Annotated in this window: 22 protein-coding genes and 1 pseudogene; 8 read left to right on the plus strand and 15 right to left on the minus strand. The window is 61.8% G+C overall.

Annotation, left to right across the window (positions count from 1 at the left end):
* Window positions 1-10 precede the first annotated feature (10 nt).
* The 6 genes from YU3_RS0129190 (at window position 11) to YU3_RS41390 (ending at window position 4,969) form a co-directional block, all read left to right on the plus strand.
* On the plus strand, window positions 11-880 hold the full coding sequence (locus YU3_RS0129190; protein WP_027169540.1) for a MurR/RpiR family transcriptional regulator: 870 nt from the start codon (window positions 11-13) through the stop codon (window positions 878-880).
* Window positions 877-1,746 carry a PfkB family carbohydrate kinase gene (locus tag YU3_RS0129195; RefSeq protein WP_027169541.1) on the plus strand — a complete coding sequence of 290 codons (870 nt, stop codon included), beginning with the start codon at window positions 877-879 and terminating at the stop codon, window positions 1,744-1,746. The genes YU3_RS0129190 and YU3_RS0129195 overlap by 4 nt, the downstream gene beginning before the upstream one ends.
* 264 nt (window positions 1,747-2,010) lie before the next feature.
* Window positions 2,011-3,369: a Gfo/Idh/MocA family oxidoreductase gene (locus YU3_RS0129200; protein WP_027169542.1), complete on the plus strand. Its 1,359-nt coding sequence runs from the start codon at window positions 2,011-2,013 to the stop codon at window positions 3,367-3,369.
* A 19-nt stretch (window positions 3,370-3,388) separates the two neighbouring features.
* Entirely contained in the window at window positions 3,389-3,703 is a 315-nt protein-coding gene (locus YU3_RS0129205; protein ID WP_027169543.1) for a putative quinol monooxygenase, read from the plus strand.
* Window positions 3,704-3,718: 15 nt separating this feature from the next.
* Window positions 3,719-4,621 carry an NAD(P)-dependent oxidoreductase gene (locus YU3_RS0129210; RefSeq protein WP_027169544.1) on the plus strand — a complete coding sequence of 301 codons (903 nt, stop codon included), beginning with the start codon at window positions 3,719-3,721 and terminating at the stop codon, window positions 4,619-4,621.
* A 201-nt stretch (window positions 4,622-4,822) separates the two neighbouring features.
* Complete coding sequence (locus YU3_RS41390; RefSeq protein WP_198021737.1) at window positions 4,823-4,969, plus strand: hypothetical protein; 147 nt, start codon at window positions 4,823-4,825, stop codon at window positions 4,967-4,969.
* A 224-nt stretch (window positions 4,970-5,193) separates the two neighbouring features.
* On the opposite strand, the gene YU3_RS38820 is transcribed toward YU3_RS41390, so the two are convergent.
* The 6 genes and pseudogenes from YU3_RS38820 to YU3_RS0129250 form a co-directional block, all read right to left on the minus strand.
* Window positions 5,194-5,595, minus strand: coding sequence for a hypothetical protein (locus YU3_RS38820; RefSeq protein WP_156913634.1), 402 nt, complete (start codon window positions 5,593-5,595; stop codon window positions 5,194-5,196).
* Window positions 5,596-5,738: 143 nt separating this feature from the next.
* Window positions 5,739-6,263 carry a hypothetical protein gene (locus YU3_RS0129225; protein ID WP_027169546.1) on the minus strand — a complete coding sequence of 175 codons (525 nt, stop codon included), beginning with the start codon at window positions 6,261-6,263 and terminating at the stop codon, window positions 5,739-5,741.
* Window positions 6,264-6,346: 83 nt separating this feature from the next.
* Entirely contained in the window at window positions 6,347-7,450 is a 1,104-nt protein-coding gene (locus YU3_RS0129230; RefSeq protein ID WP_245273696.1) for an alpha/beta hydrolase, read from the minus strand.
* Between the two features lie 861 nt (window positions 7,451-8,311).
* A pseudogene (locus tag YU3_RS37720) lies at window positions 8,312-8,671 on the minus strand (site-specific integrase); the annotation flags it as partial.
* A gap of 52 nt (window positions 8,672-8,723) precedes the next feature.
* Window positions 8,724-9,194, minus strand: a complete 471-nt coding sequence (locus YU3_RS37725; protein ID WP_051334132.1) for a hypothetical protein — start codon at window positions 9,192-9,194, stop codon at window positions 8,724-8,726.
* 92 nt (window positions 9,195-9,286) lie between these two features.
* The gene (locus YU3_RS0129250) at window positions 9,287-9,820 is read right to left on the minus strand and encodes a flavin reductase family protein (RefSeq protein ID WP_027169549.1); all 534 of its coding nucleotides are present in this window, start codon (window positions 9,818-9,820) and stop codon (window positions 9,287-9,289) included.
* Window positions 9,821-10,220: 400 nt separating this feature from the next.
* On the opposite strand from YU3_RS0129250, the gene YU3_RS0129255 reads away from it, so the two are divergent.
* Window positions 10,221-10,604 carry a hypothetical protein gene (locus YU3_RS0129255; RefSeq protein ID WP_051334133.1) on the plus strand — a complete coding sequence of 128 codons (384 nt, stop codon included), beginning with the start codon at window positions 10,221-10,223 and terminating at the stop codon, window positions 10,602-10,604.
* A gap of 30 nt (window positions 10,605-10,634) precedes the next feature.
* Complete coding sequence (locus tag YU3_RS0129260; RefSeq protein WP_027169551.1) at window positions 10,635-10,967, plus strand: cytochrome c; 333 nt, start codon at window positions 10,635-10,637, stop codon at window positions 10,965-10,967.
* 20 nt (window positions 10,968-10,987) lie between these two features.
* On the opposite strand, the gene arcC is transcribed toward YU3_RS0129260, so the two are convergent.
* The 9 genes from arcC to YU3_RS0129305 form a co-directional block, all read right to left on the minus strand.
* A complete protein-coding gene (gene arcC / locus YU3_RS0129265) occupies window positions 10,988-11,890 on the minus strand; it encodes a carbamate kinase (RefSeq protein WP_027169552.1) in 903 nt (300 codons plus the stop codon).
* Between the two features lies 1 nt (window position 11,891).
* Window positions 11,892-12,893, minus strand: a complete 1,002-nt coding sequence (gene argF, locus YU3_RS0129270; RefSeq protein ID WP_027169553.1) for an ornithine carbamoyltransferase — start codon at window positions 12,891-12,893, stop codon at window positions 11,892-11,894.
* 11 nt (window positions 12,894-12,904) lie between these two features.
* Window positions 12,905-14,119, minus strand: a complete 1,215-nt coding sequence (locus YU3_RS0129275; protein ID WP_027169554.1) for an arginine deiminase — start codon at window positions 14,117-14,119, stop codon at window positions 12,905-12,907.
* 12 nt (window positions 14,120-14,131) lie between these two features.
* Window positions 14,132-15,598, minus strand: a complete 1,467-nt coding sequence (gene arcD / locus YU3_RS0129280) for an arginine-ornithine antiporter (RefSeq protein ID WP_051334134.1) — start codon at window positions 15,596-15,598, stop codon at window positions 14,132-14,134.
* Between the two features lie 114 nt (window positions 15,599-15,712).
* Window positions 15,713-16,957, minus strand: a complete 1,245-nt coding sequence (locus YU3_RS0129285; protein WP_036259822.1) for an MgtC/SapB family protein — start codon at window positions 16,955-16,957, stop codon at window positions 15,713-15,715.
* 89 nt (window positions 16,958-17,046) lie between these two features.
* A complete protein-coding gene (locus YU3_RS0129290) occupies window positions 17,047-17,496 on the minus strand; it encodes a pyridoxamine 5'-phosphate oxidase family protein (protein ID WP_027169557.1) in 450 nt (149 codons plus the stop codon).
* A 10-nt stretch (window positions 17,497-17,506) separates the two neighbouring features.
* On the minus strand, window positions 17,507-18,229 hold the full coding sequence (locus YU3_RS0129295; RefSeq protein ID WP_027169558.1) for a phosphoribosyltransferase: 723 nt from the start codon (window positions 18,227-18,229) through the stop codon (window positions 17,507-17,509).
* A gap of 2 nt (window positions 18,230-18,231) precedes the next feature.
* The gene (locus YU3_RS0129300; protein ID WP_027169559.1) at window positions 18,232-18,660 is read right to left on the minus strand and encodes a DUF2267 domain-containing protein; all 429 of its coding nucleotides are present in this window, start codon (window positions 18,658-18,660) and stop codon (window positions 18,232-18,234) included.
* Between the two features lie 81 nt (window positions 18,661-18,741).
* A partial coding sequence (locus YU3_RS0129305; RefSeq protein ID WP_027169560.1) for an aminotransferase class I/II-fold pyridoxal phosphate-dependent enzyme occupies window positions 18,742-19,115 on the minus strand: 374 nt, incomplete at its 5' end.

Here is a 19,115-nt window from a genome sequence, read left to right on the forward strand (position 1 = left end):
GGAAGAAAGCATGAGCCTGCCGCTTGGCGATCCGAGGACGATCGGGCCGCGCATCCGCATGATGATGCCGCACCTCACGCCGCTGGAGGGGCGGGTGGTCGACATGATCCTCGGCCGGCGCGATTTCGGCGAGGCGACATCGTTGAAGACCGTGGCGGAAGACGCCGGCGTGTCGGAGGCGATGATCGTCAAGGTTGCCAAGAAACTCGGTTTCGACGGGTTCAGGGATTTCCGGGCTGGCCTTGCCGGCTACAACCGCCTGCCGACCGCCGATCTGCATGAGGAGCTTTCGCCCGACGACACGGATGCTGAGATCGCGCGCAAGGTGTTCCGCACCTCCGTCCATGCGTTGGAGGAGACGCTTGCCATTCTCGATCCCGAAGCGCTGGAGCGCGCGGCCGACCTGATCTTCGGCGCGCGCCAGCGTGACCTCTATGGCGTCGGCGGCTCGGCCCAGATCGCCCGCGACGTTGCGCACAAGCTACTGCGCATCGGCGTGCGCACCAGCGTGTTCGACGATACGCATATGATGCTGATGTCGGCTTCGCTGCTGGGGGAAGGCGATGTCGCAATCGCCTTCTCGCATTCGGGCGCCAGCACGGCGGTGATCGAGGCTGTCGAGCTCGCGCGCCGGCGCGGTGCCCGCACCATAGCGCTCACCAATTATGCGACGTCGCCGCTCGCCGCGGTCGCCGATGTCGTGCTGTGCTCGACCGCCCAAGGCTCGCCGTTGCTCGGCGAAAATGCCGCCGCGCGCATCGCCCAGCTTATCATCTTCGACGCCGTCTTCGCCGCGGTCGCGCGGCGCGACCTGAAGGCGGCCGAGCGCAATCTCGCCGCGACCATGGGCGCCGTCGCCGGCAAGCGGCGCGGCGCATGACCGCTTCATCTCGCCCTGTCGTGGTTGTGGTCGGCAGCCTTCACTACGACATCATGGTCGACGCGCCGGACCGCCCCCGCAAGGGCGAGACGGTGACCGGCTTCGGCTGGCGGCCGAAATTCGGCGGCAAGGGTGGCAACCAGGCGGTCGCGGCGGCGAGGGCAGGCGCCGACGTGCGCATGGTGGGCGCCGTGGGCGATGATGATTTCGGCCGTTTCCTCCTCTCCAATCTCACCACTGCCGGTATCGACGCATCCCGTGTCGCCCGCATCGACGGCTTGGGATCAGGGATGAGCGTCGCCATAACGGATAGTAGCGGGGACTATGGCGCCGTCATCGTTGCCGGGGCGAATGCCGCAGCCGATCCGCAAGGCTTGGCCGACCCCACGCTTTGGCGAGATGCAGGCGTACTCGTCCTGCAGAACGAGCTGCCCGATGCCATCAATCTCGCCGCGGCAAAGGCCGCGAGGCTGGCCGGAGTGCCCGTGTGCCTCAATGCCGCGCCGTACCGGCCGCTGGCGGACGAGTTCATCGTGCTGGTCGATATACTGATGGTGAATGCGATCGAGGCCGAACAAATCTCGGGCAGCCCGGTCGGGGATATTGCTTCCGCCGTTGCTGCGGCCACGCAGCTCTCCAGCCGCTGCGGCACTGTCGTGGTGACGGCGGGCGGAGACGGCGTGGCCGGCATGCGGCGCGGCCACGATCCCGTCATGGTCCCCGCGCTCCCGGTCCAACTGATCAGCACGCATGGCGCGGGCGATGTCTTCGCGGGGACTTTTGCCGCGGCACTGGCCAGGGGCCACGCCTTTGCGCAATGCCTCGAGGCGGCGAACCAGGCCGCCGCGGTCCACGTCTCGACCTGAAGGCATTTCAATCTTTAGCGCAGCTAAACAATCGCGCGCCCCTTCTAAATTGCGCTAACAGCTTTCTCGCCATACGAATGAGCTCGTCCGGCGAGCACTGGCCGGACGATCGGCGGCATGGCCGGCCGGGGAGGTAGCAACGTCACTGCGGGAGGGCGCCTGGCGCCTTTGTTGCGTGTCCGGTCAACCGGCCACGGAAGCCTTTTGCATGCCTCGCCGAAGCTGACGCCGGGCCCGAAATTCGGTCGTGCGAAGGAAACAGACATGAACCTTTATACTTTGCTTGCCGCACGCGCGGATCGTGGCCGTCCGGTGCGGGTGGGCCTGATCGGCGCCGGCAAGTTCGGCTCGATGGTGCTGTCGCAGGCACAGCGTATCGCCGGATACCACATGGTCGCTGTGGCGGACGTGAATGTTTCCAAGGCGCGAGACTCTTTGCAGCGCGTCGGCTGGCCGGCGGAGCGATACCAGGCAAAGGACGCCGGTGATGCGGTGAAGAACGGCACGACCTTCGTCACCGATGACGTTGCAGCTTTGCTTGCTTGCGAGGAGATCGAATGCGTGATCGAGGCGACGGGTCATCCGATCGCCGGAACGCGTCACGCGCTGGCGACGATCGAAGCCGGCAAGCATGTCGTCATGGTCAATGTCGAGGCCGACGTTATGGTCGGTCCCATCCTCGCCGAGAAGGCGCGCCAGAAGGGCGTCGTCTATTCGATGGCTTATGGCGACCAGCCGGCGCTGATCTGCGAGCTGGTGGACTGGGCGCGGGCGACAGGCTTCGAGGTGACAGCGGCCGGCAAGGGAATGAATTTCGAGCCGCGCTACCGCTACTCCACCCCCGACACCGTGTGGAGCTTCTTCGGCTGGAGCGAGGAGGAGGTGGCGAAGGGCGACTTCAATCCGAAGATGTACAATTCCTTCACCGACGGCACCAAGGCGGCGATCGAGATGGCCGCGGTCGCCAACGGCACCGGTCTCGACTGCCCCGATGACGGCCTGGGCTTCCCGCCCTGCGGCCTGCACGACCTTGCCAGGGTGTTCCGCCCGGCGGCAGATGGTGGGCGCATGGCGCGCTCCGGCCTGGTCGACATCGCTGCCAGCCAGGAGCCGGATGGCCGCGAGGTGTTCAACAACATCCGCTATGGCGTCTTCGTTACCTTCAAGGCGCACAATGAATATTCGCGCGCATGCTTCAAGCAGTATGGGCTGCTGACCGATCCTTCCGGCTGGTACGCCTCGATGTGGCGGCCCTTCCACATCATCGGGCTGGAGACCTCGATCAGCGTGCTGTCGGCCGTATTGCGCAACGAGCCGACTGGCACGTCGAAGGAGTTCCGCGGCGATGCCGTGGCGACGGCCAAGAAAGACATGCAGCCGGGCGAGATGCTGGACGGCGAGGGCGGCTACGCGGTCTGGGCCAACGCCATTCCGGCCTCGATCAGCCTCGAGCGCGCCGCACTTCCCATCGGGCTGGCGCACAATGTCCGGCTGAAGCGCGCCGTCAGGAAAGATCAGATCGTCAGCTTCAACGATGTCGAACTGGTGAACGACCTCGATGTCGTGAAGGTACGTCGCGAGATGGAAGAGCGCTTCCGCCCGACGCCGAGCGTGGCCGCCTGATCGTCTCCGGAGGAAATTCATGAGTGAGCACAGCACGCTACGCTTCGTGGTGATTCCCGAATTTCGCGTCAATCGCGAGGTCAGGGCTGCGTTTCTCGACGCGGCTCTCGACGATGCCCGCCATTCGGTGGCCGATGAAGGCGGGTGTCACCGGTTCGATGTGGTCTGCCCGGAGGGCGCCGAGGACACGGTGCTGTTCTATGAGGTCTACGACGATCGCGCCGCATTCGAGGCGCATCTGCAAACCCCGCATCTGAAGCGCTTCCAGGCTGCCATGAAGACGCTCGACGTCGCGGAAACGGTCGTGCGCTTCGGCGCGCTCAGGGCCCCCTGAGCAGGCAATGCCGCAATGACCGCCAGCAGCAGGATCGGTTTCATCGGAACCGGGATCATGGGAGGCCATATGGCCCGCCGGCTGGCGGAAGCCGGGTTTGCAGTGACCGCCTGGAACCGAAGCCCGGACAAGGCCGAAGTACTGGCGTCCTTCGGCGTCGGCCTTGCGAGCGAGGCGGCGGAAGCGGCGCGGCACGCGGACATTGTGATCGCAATGCTGAGCTCAGGACCGGTCTGCGATGAGGTGCTGTTCGGAACACACGCGGTGGCCGCCGCCATGTCGCCGGGCTCCATGCTTGTGGTGATGAGCTCCATCCCGGTCGAGACCGCGCGCAGGCAAGGAGAACGAGCAGCGGAAAAGGGCATTCGTTACATCGACGCGCCAGTCTCGGGCGGCGAAAAGGGTGCACGCGAGGGCACTTTAGCCATCATGGCGGGCGGGGCGGCCAGTGCTATTGACGCGCTGGCGCCTGTCCTTGCCCCGCTCGGCCGCGTCACCCACGTCGGCCCGGTCGGCGCGGGCAGCCTGGCCAAGCTCGCCAACCAGCTGATCGTTGCCAGCAACATCTGCGCGGTTGCCGAAGCGTTGCTGCTTGCCGAAAGGGGCGGCGCGGATCCGGCGCGGGTGCGCGAGGCGCTGCTCGGCGGCTTTGCCGACTCGACCGTGTTTCGCCAGCATGGGCGGCGCATGATCGAGGCCGATTTCGTGCCCGGCGGTCCGGCAAAGTATCAGATCAAGGACACCGGCACGGCGCTTACGCTCGCCGCATCGCTCGGGCTGAGGCTGCCGGTTGCAACGGAGGTCGACCGCATCTTTCGCGGCCTAGTCGACAATGGCGGGGGCGATCTGGACCACAGCGCGGCAATCCTCGAACTGCGGCGCATGAACTCTCGAGGACGCCAGATCAGAAGCGGTTAACCAATGTGGACCCTCAACCACCAGCTATATCTGTTCAAGTCGCGAAGCGGTCCGCATCGCGGTACGTATCCGTCCGCTTTCCTAGTCCTTCTGATCCCGAAAACGGACAGTTCGCTTGCGGCTCCACTTCTGCCGTGCAAATCTATTTTGGCAGGTGTTGAAACAAGTCCACCACGATCGGGAGAAGCATCCTGTCGCACCGTGGGCGGCAACGTCGGCGATCTTGATGAGTTGCGCCGGCTATTGCTCCAGCAGAACGCCGCAAATGGCTGTCAATATGCCATCTCAAAGGATTCGCCCGCGACGATCTTCTCCAAGAGCCGCGTCACGGCGGGGGAGCCGGCGTGAGCTGCAATCCACCTGCTCACCCGGCAGGCAGCTTTCGCGTACAAGCTGGTCGATGCCGCACTTTCAATCCAGGCGCTCCGCGTCGTGGGCAGCACGCCATCAGGTTCGACCAGGCAACGATCGGGCGACGATTTCGGCCTCAGGTAGCGGCTGTCATTCGAAACGAGGACCGCAACGCCCTCATCAAACCATTGCGGCACGTCTCGGCGGATGGTCTTGATCAGTCAAATCCGGGTATGAAGCTCGATGTGCGACATCTCGTGCGATGCAATTGTGACGGTCATTCCTTTGGGCGAGAGAAATAGCGCGAGGTTGAGGAGCGCCATGCCGCGCGATTTGCCTCCGCCGATCTTGCGGTAGCAATTATCGTCACCGCAGACGAAGATCTCGGGAACGCTTTCCGTCGTCCCGTAGAACTGGCGAAGGTGATCGCGGGCCATGGCGATTGTCTGGAGCACTGCTGCCTGCTGCTGAGGAGCCATCCCATCCTCGGCATAGACTTGACCAGAGGCCTTTTTGAATCCCAGGCAACTCGGGCACGCTATCGCGGCCGCCATCGGGTATGCCGCCGCGAGGCCGCCGGCTGTCGTCGCAATCAGAAGGATAGCGAGTGCCGTTGCCTTCATTAATCTTGACATCATGCACTTTCCAGTCCTGCGCGGATATGAGCTTCTACAGTGTAGTCTTTCGTAAGGCGCGACATAACCATCGACCGATATGGAGATGTGAAGCAGACGAACACGTTTCGAGGCATGTGGAACCGCAGGCGCTAGGACCTGGTCGCATCGCCGAGGCCGGACGAAAATGCGTTCAACTGAGAACGCGCGAGCAGATAGAAAGCGGTGACGTGGGAGATCATCTGCAATGGCATGTAGATGATCAGGAACGCGTATAGCGCGCCGAGTTCGCCTGCGACCGCAGGAAGGTTGACTTGGACCGCGTGGTAGAAGTCGAGGGCAATGTCGGCTACCCCTACGAGGTTGAAGGCGAGGACGAGCAGCCAAAACAGCGGACGTATCCTGACCGCGAGCAGCGCCAGCATGGCCAACACCCCTGTCGCAAAGTTGCCATAGGCTGCGGACATCGCGAAGCCAACAGGCAAATTGGGGCCGACGACGCCGGGAAGGAGGAAGGCAAGCCCGAAGAAGCGGAAGCTGTGCAGGGCCGCAATAGCCCGTTGCGCATCGAAGTGATCCATCGCGTCGAGCCTTGGCCAGATGTACGCGCCAAACAAAAGCAGCCACGGGACACAACCCAGGACGAGATGGGTCAGGAACACGATTTGCGAAGACATGTGATCTCCTACAAGGTGATTTCGTCCGTCTATCCGCCGCGGCCTCAAAACGTCGCGTCCGCTTGCCGAGCGGCCGTGCCCGGCTACAGGGTGTGAAGGAAGTCGATCATGGCGGCATTTACCTGCGGCGCACGTTCCTGCTGGGTCCAATGGCCACAGCCCGGCAGCATGATCGCCGGCCGGAGCTTGGGAACCATTGTCGACTGCTTGGCAATGATCGGTTGAAAAACTTCGACGATGATGTCGTGATCGCCGGCAATGTAGAGCGCCGGAACAGTTACCACCGCCTGGCTAAACGCCGCCATTAGCTCCCAGCTGCGATCGATGTTGCGCCACCAGTTCAGGGGCCCGCGGAATCCGCTCCGCGTGAATGTCTCGACATAGACGTCGATGTCGGACTCCGTGATCCAGGAAGGCAACGACATCGGGTTCGTCAGGAAATCCCCGTTGCGGGGCACCATCCCGGGGGCAACTCCTCCGGCCTCTGCCGGCGGCGGGCCGTCGCCCGAGAGGGAGTAGAACATGGAACGGAACGTGCGGCGCAGATCGCGCCCAAGTGCCGCCTCAGCCTCTGCGGTCTGGAAGTAGAGCTGATAAAACACGGCGTCCTTGGTGCGCGGCATGAGCGTCGTCGGCGGTCCTGGGTCGCCAAACCCACGCGAGCGGAACGGCGGGCTGAATGCGATGACGGCACGGAAGCGGTCGGGGCGCAGAAGCGCCGTCTGCCAGGCTATCGCCGCGCCGATGTCGTGGCCGGCGATCACGGCTTGTTTGGCGCCCAGAGCGTCGACGAGACCCACAATGTCGCCGATGTCATGGAGGATCGTATATTTTTCTGTCTCCTCCGGACGATCGCTCCGCCCGTAGCCGCGCAAGTCGGGCGCCACCGCACGGAACCCGGCCTTCGCTAGCGCGTCAAGCTGATGCCGCCAGGAATACCAGCATTCGGGAAAGCCATGGCAGAGGATGATGAGCGGACCTTGACCCTGTTCGGCCACGTGCAACCGGATGTCGTTCGTCTCGATCATCCGATGCGTAACCTCGGGCATCGCTGAATCAACCCAGGATGTCGGCTCTGGGCCGAGTTCGGCGGCAGAGGCTTTCGGCGGCTCCGCAAAAGTGGCGCCGATAGCAAGGGCGGCCCCCGCCCGGAGGACGTCGCGTCGGGAAAATGTCGCGTCTGACATTGTCTTTCTCTTTCTCTACGGATCGTCGCGCTTCTGGGGCGCCGATAGCGCCCAGGCGCCCGAATTGCGGTCGCGAGTCCAGATTTGCACGCTAGATGTACCGTTGCTCCCCGCGGTCGACTATCGGCGAAAACGTCAACGGGTTATGAAGCAGATCTTCACAATCGGGCAGGACGCGCTCGACGACGTGAAGGCCATCGAGCCGAACACCACAGCCTTTGCAAGATGACTCGATCGGCGATGAGCGGCATCGCACCGCCCTGGTGGTGCTCGATACACTCAATGGAACAGCAACGGCGTTCAAGCTGGTGCAGGATACGTCGAAGACGCGCTCACCCTCGCCAGGAACGCTGGGAACGTTTTGCAATCGACAAGGCAATCGGATTGTCCTTTTTGGCGAGCAACGCAATGCAAGACCGCAGACTTCTATCCGCCAATGACCTCGCCAAGTGAATGTCGGCTTGGGCGATTTCAGGCATGAACCTGCCCGTCCGTTCACGGTCCCAATCGAGATGCTCCTTGCTCGTCGAAGAACGTCGTTAATGGTACTATCGCGACTTTCCAATGAGAGACTGAAACACCGTCACGATCCTTCTTCGCGAGATAGGGCGAGTGAGGCGTTTATCGGGCGAAATGCAGCGTTGTAGGTGGGACAAGAACATCGAAAAACATTGGAGCAGATTTGAATGCTTTGCTGTCCCACTATTTCCTAACTGCTTGATTCAGCTTCTTTTCCAAACATCCTCCGGGCCCACCATAACATCTGATTTTATTGAAAAAAATACGCCGCGGCCCAAAACATTGCGGGCCCGTTATGGGCCCAAGAAGTAAACCGGTGCACGGTTTGTTCTCGCCATCTGATCACCCTACGACTCGCATGGCCGTCCGCCGCTTCATGGCGTCGCGTTTGGCTTCGCGCTCGTTGACGGCGCGAGCGATGTCCACCGCCATCCGCTTTTTGTTTGCCTCGCGGACATAGTCATCGGTTACGGTCATCGAGGAGTGACCCATCGCCTCCATGATGGCGCGCGCTTGAATATTGCACTCGGCAAGATAGGTTCCGAACGTGTGGCGCAAGCCATGGAGCGTATAGCCATCGGGAACGCCCGCTTGGCGAGTCCAATGCTGCATCATGCCAGTCAGGCTCTTCTCCGAGAATGGCCTTTTATACGCGCTTTTCAAGACGGTGCCGCCTTGCAAGCGGTCTAGTGGCTCAACAGCGGCAAAGCGTCCGCCACCGCACGCCGCGCTTCGCGTGTGTCCTTCCAAGCGATTACGACCTTGCCGATCGGCAAATCCACAGCGCCATGGGCCGCAACCAGCGCCGGTCTGCCGGCACGCAAAACCAAGCGCCCGGATCGGCCGTCCGGTAAGAGTCGCCCGTGGATGCGCCCTGCGAGGCGCCGATGACGACGAGGTCGGCGAGACGAGAACTCCTGGCCACGGCACGATCTGGGTTTTCTATCGCGCCGTGCCAATCCGTTTTGACCGCTCCGGCGACGAGACTCTCGAATTCGCCCCGGATGCTTCCAAGCCTTTGCCGAATTTCGTCCCTCGACTGCTCCCAGAGTTTGGCCGCGATAGCCGCGCCCTCGGGCGCCATCGTCACCGGCAAGGGGGCATCGGCGGCGCAGAAGCCAATCAGACGCGCATCAAAATGTTTGGCAAGCTCGATAGCGACACGCGTCAGCGGTTCTATCGGACCGTCGATGCCAAGGTTCAAGAGAATGGATTTGTAGCTCATCGGCGGCGCTTCCGTTTGAGAGGTTCGGTGCACCGAAGCTAATATTGCAGGAAAATTCTCACCTTGATGTCGATCAAAATAGCTGCAGCGGCTCAGGGGATACGGGATTCGAAATGGACCACGTCGCCGTCCACAATAAAGGCGCCATTCCCGACATGATGGATCGTCTTCGGTCTTGGCTGTGCCGGATCAATCCAGGCTTTCAGGACCTCGAGGACGAACAGATTATATTTGTTCACCAGGCGTGTATCAATGACCCGGCATTCCAGATTGGCGAAGCATTCGGCGATCAGGGGAGCCGAAACGCGCTCGGCGGGAAGGGGCGTCAGCCAGGCTGTCGCGAACTTGTCAGTGTCGCGCCCGGAGCAGTTTCCAACCTTGACGACTTTTTCCGCGAGACCGACGCCAGGAATCGCGACCACGCATTCCTTCGTTTGACGCAACGCGAAGAAGGAGAAGTCGTCGCTCGACACGACGCAGGCCATTGTCGGCGGTGCGACTCCCATCATCAGATGCCAGGACATGGTCATGACGTTCGCACGGCCTTGCTTTGACCTGGTGGTCAATAGAACAACGGGACCAGGCTCGATCAGCCGATAGACTTCGGCAAGCGGTAGTTCCTTCATTGCGTCCTCATTTCCGCTTCTTGCAAGACAATAGCTCCGGCGACGTTGTGCCCGGCAATACCCTTGGCTGCCTTGATCGACGTCAAAGTCGGAAGAGGCGTGGTGAAGAGGTCGGTACAGTCTGTGCCGTCTGGGGCCGATTGATCGTGATCAATGCATGCCGGAATTGGCCTTGCGATGTTCGATCAGAGCCACACAAAGATCCGTTCATGTCCGCCGGAGGCATTCTCTTTTGGAGCGTCCTACTTTGCCTGGCTTGGATCGGCGGGGTCGGCATCTACTTCGAAAGGGTGTCCTCCAAAAGGCCCCTTCGGCGAACTATGTCTTCGGCCGCCGCTCATGGCCGCGCCACCCGAAGATGAGGCGTTGACGTGGAAGGCGAAGATCAAGGAACTTCATCATGACCTGGAAGGCAGAAGAATTCAGCGCGCCAGACTTGCTCTCGTTCGCCAAGACTGGGCAAAAACTATTGCAAGCCGCCATCGCACTGGAGATGGATTCTACCTGTGCATTGCTCAGCTTCCAGATAGAAGCAGCGTCATTTCTCAGTCGGCGGTTTTGGGATGATCTGAGGCTAATCGAAACGCTGATGAGGCAGGACGAATTCGTTGATACCTACGATGTGTTCGTCAACTTTTTCCAGAATGCCACGTCCGACTATACCAACGAGGTCGCCAGGTTTGCGTCCTTGGGCGCCGGATTCGCTTTGGAAACGGCGGGACGAATTCGAGAAGAGGCCGAAACCACGATCGACGACATGCGCGCAGCAACCCTCGCTCCCTAAACTGATGCGATCAAGCAGGAACTATCGATTATGCGATGCCGCCTAGCGCTCTCGATCCCACTCCTTGTGTTCGCACTCGGCTTTGCATCGTCCGCCTATGCTGGTGAAGACTCGCAGATAGCTTATGGAAAAAAACTAGTCGAGAAAAACTGCGCTCGCTGTCACGCGGTCGGTCCGGGCGGCGAGAGCGCCCATCCCGACGCGCCGCCTTTCAGGTTGTTGCACCTGCGGTATCCAATCGAAGATCTTCAGGAAGCTCTGGCCGAGGGAATATCTACCGGACATCCGGATATGCCCGAGTTCGTGGCCACCCCAGATCAGATTGAGGCCATCATCGCCTATATCAGGAGTCTCACTCGGTGACGGGGCTAGGGTTTATGAGGCTAGGGCTCGAACCGAGTGCCTTGCCGCCCCTCGACGATCTCAATCGCGTCCTCGAGCCGACCGATCGCCGCAGGGTTTCCGGTTGCCTCGACGAACTCTATCGCCGCGCCGACCTTTGGCCCCATTGATCCTGCCGGGAAATCCGCCCCCGACATCTCCGCCGCTCCTACACGCTCAAGCGCGCGGGCATCCGGCGTGCCGTAGCCCATATAGACCGCATCGACGTCGGTTAGCATGAGCAGCATATCCGCTTTCAACAGGCGCGCCAGAAGCGAGCTCGCCAGATCCTTGTCGATGACAGCCTCGACGCCGATCATGCTGCCGTCGTCGCGGGCCGTTACGGGGACGCCGCCGCCACCTGTGCAGATCACGACGACGCCGTGCTCGACCAGATAGGAGATCACGGATACCTCCAGGATATCGAGAGGTCGCGGCGAGGGCACGATGCGACGCCATTTGTCGCCGTCAGGCGCAACCATCCACCCACGTTCGCCCGCAAGTCGTCGCGCCGCCGCCTCGTCATAGATGGGGCCTATCGGTTTTGTCGGATGCGCAAAGGCCGGATCGCGAGGGTCGACCTTTACCTGGGTCAGCAAGGTTGCGAACAACCCTTGACTGGTAAGATTGGCAAGCTCCTGCTCGATCATGTAGCCGATCATACCGGCGCTCTCGGCGCCGAGAACGTCGAGCGGGAAAGCGCCCTCCGGCGAGGCGGCCGATTGGAGCGCAAGCAACCCAACTTGCGGGCCGTTGCCGTGTGTGATGACGAGCGAATGGCCTTCTTCCATCAGGGCCGCCAGAGCGGAGGCGGCGCGCTTCACATTCTTGCGCTGATTTTCGGCGGTCATCGGTTCGCCGCGCCGCAAGAGCGCGTTCCCGCCGAGGGCCGCAACGATCAGCATCTCAGTTGCCGATCGTGGCGACGAGCAGCGCCTTGATCGTATGCATGCGGTTCTCCGCCTGGTCGAACACGATCGAGGCGCCGGACTCGAACACCTGATCTGTAACCTCCATGCAGTCGATCCCGAATTCGCGCGCGACGTAGGCGCCGACCTCGGTCTCGGTGTCGTGGAATGCCGGCAGGCAATGCATGAATTTCACGTGCGGATTGCCGCTGGCCGACATCACCTCGCTCGTTACCCGATAGGGCGTCAACAAGCGAATACGCTCCGCCCAGCCGGACTTGTCTTCGCCCATCGACATCCAGACGTCGGTGTAGATGAAGTCGGCGTCTCGGACGCTACCGGCGACGTCTTCGTCCAGCCGGAAGCGACCATCGCTATGCGCCGTCAATTCCTTGACATGGGCGCAAAAAGCTTCATCCGGCCAGAGATCCCTCGGCGAGGCAATGCGCATATCGATGCCGACTTTGGCGGCGCCCAATGCCAGCGACTGGGCGACATTGTCCCGACCCTCGCCGACGAAAGCGACGGTCATGTCCGAAAGATGCTTGTGCGTGAATTCACGCATGGTCATGAAGTCGGCAAGGATCTGCGTTGGGTGCGCCTCGTCGGTCAGGCCGTTGTAGACAGGCACCCCCGCATGTGCGGCAAGCAGCTCGGCCTGATGTTGCGCAAAGCCCCGATATTCGATCGCATCGTACATGCGGCCGAGCACGCGCGCGGTGTCCCTCATGGACTCCTTGTGCCCGATGTGGCTGCCGCTAGGACCGAAATAGGTAACGTGGGCGCCCTGGTCGTAGGCGGCCACTTCGAATCCCGTCCGGGTACGGGTTGAGTCCTTTTCGAAGATCAGGGCGATGTTCTTGCGAACGAGGCGCGGAAGCTCGTGCCCCGCTTGCTTGGCAGCCTTCAGATCGGCTGCCAGCTTCAGGAGGAAGCGGATCTCTTCGGCTGAGAGGTCGTCCAGCGAGAGCACCGAACGTCCGTGAAGGTTGATCGACATTGGGGGGCCTTTCAGAGCGGGTCTCGGGCGATGGGGCAGGTCATGCAATGGCCGCCGCCGCGCCCGCGGCTGAGCTCGGCACCCTCGACGGTGATCACCTCGATACCCGCGCGGCGCAGAAGCGTGTTGGTATAGACATTGCGGTCGTAGCCGATGACGACGCCCGGCTCGACGGCGACGACGTTGTTACCGTCGTCCCACTGCTCGCGCTCGGCCTCGTAGCGGTCGCCGCCAGTGGCGATGGTCCGTAGCGATTTCAGCCCGAGAGCCTCCGCCACCACCGTTACGAAAGGAGCTTTCTCTTCCTTGACCTCGACCGCCGCATCGCCGTCTCCGGGCCGGATCGAGAAGGTGCGCAGCCTCTCGACCACGGGTGGATACATGGTGGCAAGGTCGCGGTCGCAGAAGGTGAAGACGGTGTCGAGATGCATGAAGGAGCGGTCACGCGGCATCAGCGCCGCGATCACGCGCGTGGCTTCGCCAGTAGCGAACAGGTTTCGGGCAAGATCACCGATCGCCTGCGGCGTGGTGCGCTCGCCCATGCCGACGAGAACCACACCTCCGCCAACGGGCATGACGTCGCCGCCTTCCAGGCTGATACCCGTTCCGGCTTGCGGCGATACGAATGGGATGCCACCGTCGCAAAATCTCGGATGGAAGCGGTACACCGCCTCGACATTGGCCGCTTCCGGCCGTCTGGCCGGCCAATACATGGCGTTCACGGAAACGGAGCTATAAATCCAGCAAGAGCTGTCGCGGGTGAACAGCTGGTTCGGCAGCGGCGGCAATACGAAGTCCTGTGGCGCGAACGTCCTTCCGGTCAATCCCTTGGGTTCGAACGGCAGCTCGGCGCGAGCGATGCCGCCGACGAGACAGGTTGCCAGCAGGCCAGCCGACATTTCGTTCAGCCAGCCTCGCATCTCGTCGACCATGTCGAGGCCGACAACGCCGGCATGCACCCGGCGATCGAGAAGCCAGTCGCGCGCCTTGTCGAGGCTCATGGTCTCGGCAAGCAGTTCACCGAACGAGTGCACCACCACACCGCGCTCGCGCAATGCATCGACAAATATGTCGTGTTCCTGGCGCGCCCGCTTTACCCACAGCACGTCGTCGAACAGCAGCGATCTGCAGTTGTCCGGCGTCAGCCTACGCAGGCTGAGATCCGGCCTGTGAACAATCACCTCGCGCAGGCGACCGACTTCCGAATGGACTCCAAGATTTGTCATCGGATGGCGCTCTCAAAGCGCACTGACGGCGCCAGTCCACATCTCGTAGACGGCAAGGATTGCGACTGCGACGAGCGCGACTGCGATGACGGCTTCCACCGGGTGGAAGACGCGCTGATTACCTTCGCGACGGGCCCAGATGTAGAAGATGATGCCCGGAGCATAGAGGATCGCGCACATGAACAGGTACGCAGGCCCCGCCGCATAGACGAGCCACAGCCCGTAGATCGTGGCCACTAAGCCGGCAACCAGCGGTCCCGTGCGTCGCTCACCAACCTGGTAGCTTTGTCCGGTCCATGCCAGTTTTGCGGCGAAGGCACCAGAGAAGATGTAGGGCACGAGGATGGCGGCCGAGGCGATGTAGAAGAGCGCCTGATAGGTGCTCTGGGCGAAGAGCGTGATCACCAGGAAGGCCTGAACGAGCAGGTTGGTGACCAGCAGCGACGTCGAGGGAACGCCGCGATCGCTCTCCCGGCCAAAGAATTTCGGCATTGTCCCGTCTCTGCCGGCGACATGCGGGATTTCGGCGGCGAGCAGAGTCCAGCTCAGGAAGGCTCCAATGACGGAAACGACGAGCGCAAGATTGATGAGCACAGCGCCCCAAGGACCAACAACAGCCTCCAGCACTCCCGCCATCGATGGGTTCTTCAGAGCGGCAAGCTCGGGTTGGCTAAGAATGCCGAGCGAAAGCAGCGAGACCAGAGCATAGAGCGCGAGGCATGTGAAGAAACCCAGTACGGTGGCGGTAGCGACGTCCTTGCGGCGCTCCGCCCGGGCTGAGAACACACTGGCTCCTTCGATACCGATGAACACCCACAGCGTCACCAGCATCGTGCTCTTGACCTGGGCCCCGATGGAGCCGAGCGAGCCATTGCCGAACCCGGTGAAGTCGAGCGACCAAACGTTGAGCTTGAATGCGACCGCAATGACCCCGACGAAGAGAGCAACCGGAGCGATCTTTGCGACGGTCACGATTGTATTTACGACCGCTGCTTGCCGGATGCCTGCAAGAATGAGGAAGTGAATGAGCCACAACAGGACCGACGCACCAAGCACCGCCTGCCAGGTGTTCCCGTCACCGAAAGCAGGGAAGAAATAGGACAGAGCGCTGAAAACGATCACGGCATAGGAGACGTTCCCGACCCATGCGCTGATCCAATAACCCCAGGCACTGTTGAACCCGATAAAGGGTCCAAATCCTGCCTTGGCGTAGGCATATGGGCCCGCGTCGAGCTCGGGCCGACGAATCGCCAGCGACTGGTAGACGAAGACCAGCGCAAGCATCCCGACGGCTGTGATTGCCCAACCGATCAGGATTGCAAGCGGGCCGGCGCCGGCCGCCATGTTCTGGGGCAGGCTGAAAACGCCCGAGCCCACCATAGAGCCGATGACGAGCGCCGACAGGGAACTCAATCGGAGCTTTGTCGATGCCGTGTTTGTGGCTGCCCGGATTGGGATATTGATTTCTGTCGTGGACATGATGCCCTCCCGATTTGCGAACGGTGGGAGGATTAAACAGGAAACAGGCTTGGCAGCCTTGACGCTGGTCAAATTGTCTTTGATGGCGAAAGCCCAGACGAGGCCGCAACCGTCCTACAGCAGCTGCATGGCGCAGTACCCCGTAGCCGCTGCGATCGAAGTCATGCCGGCCAGAGGCAACCAAAACCTGACAGGACCCGCAATTGCCGCAAGTGACAGGCGCCCGATCGCGTTGGCTGTCAGCGCGGTCAGCACGGCGCGTGCTACCATTTCGATCGAGATCGAATGCTTGACCAGCCGCAGGGCGCTGAGCACGGAAGCATCGACATCGAACGCACCCGCGATCGCAGAACTCGCCAGCAGGCCTTGTTCCTCGAATTGCGAAGCCAGTGCGGCGCTGGCCGTCGAGACACATGCGAATAGCAAGGCAAAGATCAGCAACGGCACCACTTCGAATGGATTTCGCGACGTGGCAGGGCTGTCCTGCTTCTGGCCGCGAAGCGTCAATGCGATTGTTCCGCAGATGGCGAATGCCATCGCGGCAGCGAGCGCGGGTGCCGCAATGAACACCGCTACGCTCGGCGCCAGCAGCAGAACCACCAGGCAGACACGCAAGATCGAAACCATCGCCGCCAGCGAAGCCGCGCCCGCGAAGGACAACGGACTATTCGTTGCGTTGGCGGTGCGAGCCAGTGACAAGGTGACAGCAGTGGATGAGACCACGGCCCCGGCAAGGGCGCTGACAAGCAAACCGCGCGTGCTACCCAAGAGGCGGACCGCGACGTAACCGGCGAACGAAATCGAGGTCATCAACACCGTCAGAAGCCAGATCTCCCATGGGTTGAAGCCACCCCAGGGATCGAACGTACGGTTGGGCAGCAGGGGCAGGATTATGGCGGTCATCACCGCCAGGACCAACGCCGAGCGAAGCTCGATCCAGGTGAGGCGCTTCAAGAGCCCGTGCAAGACTTCGCGACTCGCTAGAAGTGTGGCCAATGCTGCGCCTCCAGCGGCTGCAACACGAAAGTCACCGGCCACGCAGAGCGCGCCAAGCGCAAAGACAGCCAGGCCGGCGAGGACGGTCGTAACGCTGAAATCTTCATCATGCGCGGCTTCGCGTGCCTTGTACCAGGCGAAAATGCCAGCGAACGCGAGAAAGCCGGCGACCAACAAAGAGGTCGCGCTCAACGCTTCGGCCAATGCAGCGACAACGCCACCGAAAAGCCCAGCGATGCCGAATGTGCGGATGCCGGCCGTGCGGCTGCCATCCGGCGCATCGCGCTCTTGCCACCCGCGCTCCAAGCCAACGAGCAACCCTATCGCCAGGGCGACACCAAGTTGGACTATAACCGAGTCCATGATGAATACCCTCGCTGGGACCGCGGGATGCAGCCAACGGCTTCGACCAGCGGTCGGCCTGACTCAGCTTCCGCCAGGGCGTGACAAGTTCAGCTGTTCAGGGCCTCGCGGCCCGACACTTCTGCTATTGAAATCCTGAAGAACACGTGTGGCAAATGGTCGGCAACCGAGGAAGTGGCTGGCTTCAATGCGCCCGGCTCCCACCAGTCCGCGTGCCTGCTTAACAACGACCATGCGTGATCAAGTTGCACCTTGTGTCCGATCCGATCGGGAAGCTCCTCATAACGGCCGTTGACGATGACGCTTCTCCAACCTCGATCAGCGCTGTGTTCGTCGACCTGCACGCACACGAGCGGATTGGAGCGCATCCAGTCGATCTTCTTGCCCAACATGGAAAAGGCATAAAGATGGTTGTCCGCGTGCGCATAGTAAAACGGCACAATATAGGGCTGCCCGTTCTTCGCGCAGGCCAGGCGGCCGACTCGATTGGCCGTCAATAGCTTCGTGCATTCCAGAGTGGAAAGGGTGCGGATCTGCATCGGTGAACTCCTAACTACCGGCTTCGTGCCGCGATTTATTAGCGGTATGCGCGCCGGAGCGCCTTCCTTGGCCGACGTTCCGGCCGCTCTCTCGCGCCTGAGCAGCGAGGGCCATAACGTCGAGGACCTCGCTGTCGGTGAGCTGCGGGAAGCTGCCATAATAATAGCTGAGCGCGCGAAAACGTGCAGGCTGATTGAGACAGATGGTCAAATCGGCTTCCTGCGCAAGTTCGTCGACGACCTCCGGCGGCGCCACGGGCAAAGCGACAATGATCTTTCGCGGCGAACGACGCTTCAATGCGCGAATGGCGACCTTCATCGTCGTTCCCGTCGCTGCCCCATCATCGACAATAACAACGGTTTTGCTAGCGACTGACAGTGGTAGATCTTTCCCACGATATGCCGTTCGGCGCCGCTCCAATTCGGGGCGTTCCTGCGCAATCAAAACACGAAGAGCGCTGTCACCGAGAGCGTAGGCTTCCACGATCTCCCGATTGAGAACGACGTCCGGTGGGTTACCATCCACGATAGCTGCAACGGCCAGTTCCGGGTTGCCCGGGGCCCCGACTTTTCGAACGATGACTAAATCCAAAGGCGCTTTGAGAGCCTTGGCAACCTCGGCGGCGACGGGAACGCCGCCACGTGGCAAGGCCAAGACGATTGGATCCTTCAACTGAAGCAGTTCCAGCGAAGCTCCGAGCTTTTGTCCCGCCTCCTGGCGATCGCGAAACACGGTCAATCCTCCGGCCAGAGTTGGCGCAGCGACTTCTTCATCGAGTTGCGAACCTGGACGATCTCGCCGTGAGAAATATGGCGGTCGAGAAGCCGGAAGACTGCTCCGATGGACTTATCGAGGTCGATCTCCGGCTCGTAGCCAAAGCCGTTTCGGACGCAGATCACGAAGTCGCGCTTCTTGCGTTCCCAGGCAGGTTCGGCCGAGTTCCACGCCTCGAAGTAGATGCCTCTGATCAGCGTTGGCAACTGGGCCGACAGATCGGCCATTTCCTCCGGCGAAAGCCAGTCGCGCAAGGCGTGGAGAACCGATTTCAACAAGCGAAACGCGCTCTGCTCGTTCCAATCCAGATCCTTGGCAAGCTCGTTCACCCATTGCTGCGCCTGCTCGGCGGCATGTGCGATGGAAGTGTGCGAAACAGAGTGTGTCATCGTCGTCGTCCTTCAATCTGTTTCTATTTTCCCCCGTTGGTACGCGCGCGCATTGCGCCGGATCAAGTTTTGCGCCTGACTTCAGCCGCCTGCTTTGTTCACCAGCAGCGGAATAATCCGGTCGCTTTTGGCCAGCGCAGGGCGGCCGGAGGCCGCATAGGGAATGCCGAGCGCGTCCCAGGTCTCGACCAGTGCATCCTGCAATTCGGCGATCAGCGCATCCGAGTGGAGCGGCGTCGGCGTGATGCGCAGCCGCTCGGTGCCGCGCGGCACGGTCGGATAGTTGATCGGCTGGATGTAGATGCCGTGGACGCCGAGCAGCCGGTCGCTCGCCATCTTGCAAAGCTCGGGATCGCCGACCAGCACCGGCACGATATGGGTGGCCGACTCCATCACCGGCAAGCCGGCCGCGGCAAGCACCTGCTTGGTCCGCGCAGCCTGGCGCTGCTGCGCGT

Source organism: Mesorhizobium sp. WSM3224, assembly GCF_000427725.1.
In the GTDB taxonomy this organism is placed as follows: Bacteria; Pseudomonadota; Alphaproteobacteria; order Rhizobiales; family Rhizobiaceae; genus Mesorhizobium.

Excerpts from the sequence above, each read along its gene's own strand:
- YU3_RS0129195 (WP_027169541.1), top strand. The coding sequence starts at position 877 with ATGACCGCTTCATCTCGCCCTGTCGTGGTTGTGGTCGGCAGCCTTCAC.
- YU3_RS0129205 (WP_027169543.1), top strand. The coding sequence starts at position 3,389 with ATGAGTGAGCACAGCACGCTACGCTTCGTGGTGATTCCCGAATTTCGC.
- YU3_RS0129290 (WP_027169557.1), bottom strand. The coding sequence starts at position 17,496 with ATGCAGATCCGCACCCTTTCCACTCTGGAATGCACGAAGCTATTGACG.
- YU3_RS0129200 (WP_027169542.1), top strand. The coding sequence starts at position 2,011 with ATGAACCTTTATACTTTGCTTGCCGCACGCGCGGATCGTGGCCGTCCG.
- YU3_RS0129190 (WP_027169540.1), top strand. The coding sequence starts at position 11 with ATGAGCCTGCCGCTTGGCGATCCGAGGACGATCGGGCCGCGCATCCGC.
- YU3_RS0129230 (WP_245273696.1), bottom strand. The coding sequence starts at position 7,450 with ATGTCAGACGCGACATTTTCCCGACGCGACGTCCTCCGGGCGGGGGCC.
- YU3_RS0129225 (WP_027169546.1), bottom strand. The coding sequence starts at position 6,263 with ATGTCTTCGCAAATCGTGTTCCTGACCCATCTCGTCCTGGGTTGTGTC.
- YU3_RS0129285 (WP_036259822.1), bottom strand. The coding sequence starts at position 16,957 with ATGGACTCGGTTATAGTCCAACTTGGTGTCGCCCTGGCGATAGGGTTG.
- YU3_RS0129210 (WP_027169544.1), top strand. The coding sequence starts at position 3,719 with ATGACCGCCAGCAGCAGGATCGGTTTCATCGGAACCGGGATCATGGGA.
- arcC (WP_027169552.1), bottom strand. The coding sequence starts at position 11,890 with ATGCTGATCGTTGCGGCCCTCGGCGGGAACGCGCTCTTGCGGCGCGGC.
- YU3_RS37725 (WP_051334132.1), bottom strand. The coding sequence starts at position 9,194 with ATGAGCTACAAATCCATTCTCTTGAACCTTGGCATCGACGGTCCGATA.
- YU3_RS0129300 (WP_027169559.1), bottom strand. The coding sequence starts at position 18,660 with ATGACACACTCTGTTTCGCACACTTCCATCGCACATGCCGCCGAGCAG.
- YU3_RS0129255 (WP_051334133.1), top strand. The coding sequence starts at position 10,221 with ATGACCTGGAAGGCAGAAGAATTCAGCGCGCCAGACTTGCTCTCGTTC.
- YU3_RS0129260 (WP_027169551.1), top strand. The coding sequence starts at position 10,635 with ATGCGATGCCGCCTAGCGCTCTCGATCCCACTCCTTGTGTTCGCACTC.
- YU3_RS38820 (WP_156913634.1), bottom strand. The coding sequence starts at position 5,595 with ATGAAGGCAACGGCACTCGCTATCCTTCTGATTGCGACGACAGCCGGC.
- arcD (WP_051334134.1), bottom strand. The coding sequence starts at position 15,598 with ATGTCCACGACAGAAATCAATATCCCAATCCGGGCAGCCACAAACACG.
- YU3_RS0129275 (WP_027169554.1), bottom strand. The coding sequence starts at position 14,119 with ATGACAAATCTTGGAGTCCATTCGGAAGTCGGTCGCCTGCGCGAGGTG.
- YU3_RS0129250 (WP_027169549.1), bottom strand. The coding sequence starts at position 9,820 with ATGAAGGAACTACCGCTTGCCGAAGTCTATCGGCTGATCGAGCCTGGT.
- argF (WP_027169553.1), bottom strand. The coding sequence starts at position 12,893 with ATGTCGATCAACCTTCACGGACGTTCGGTGCTCTCGCTGGACGACCTC.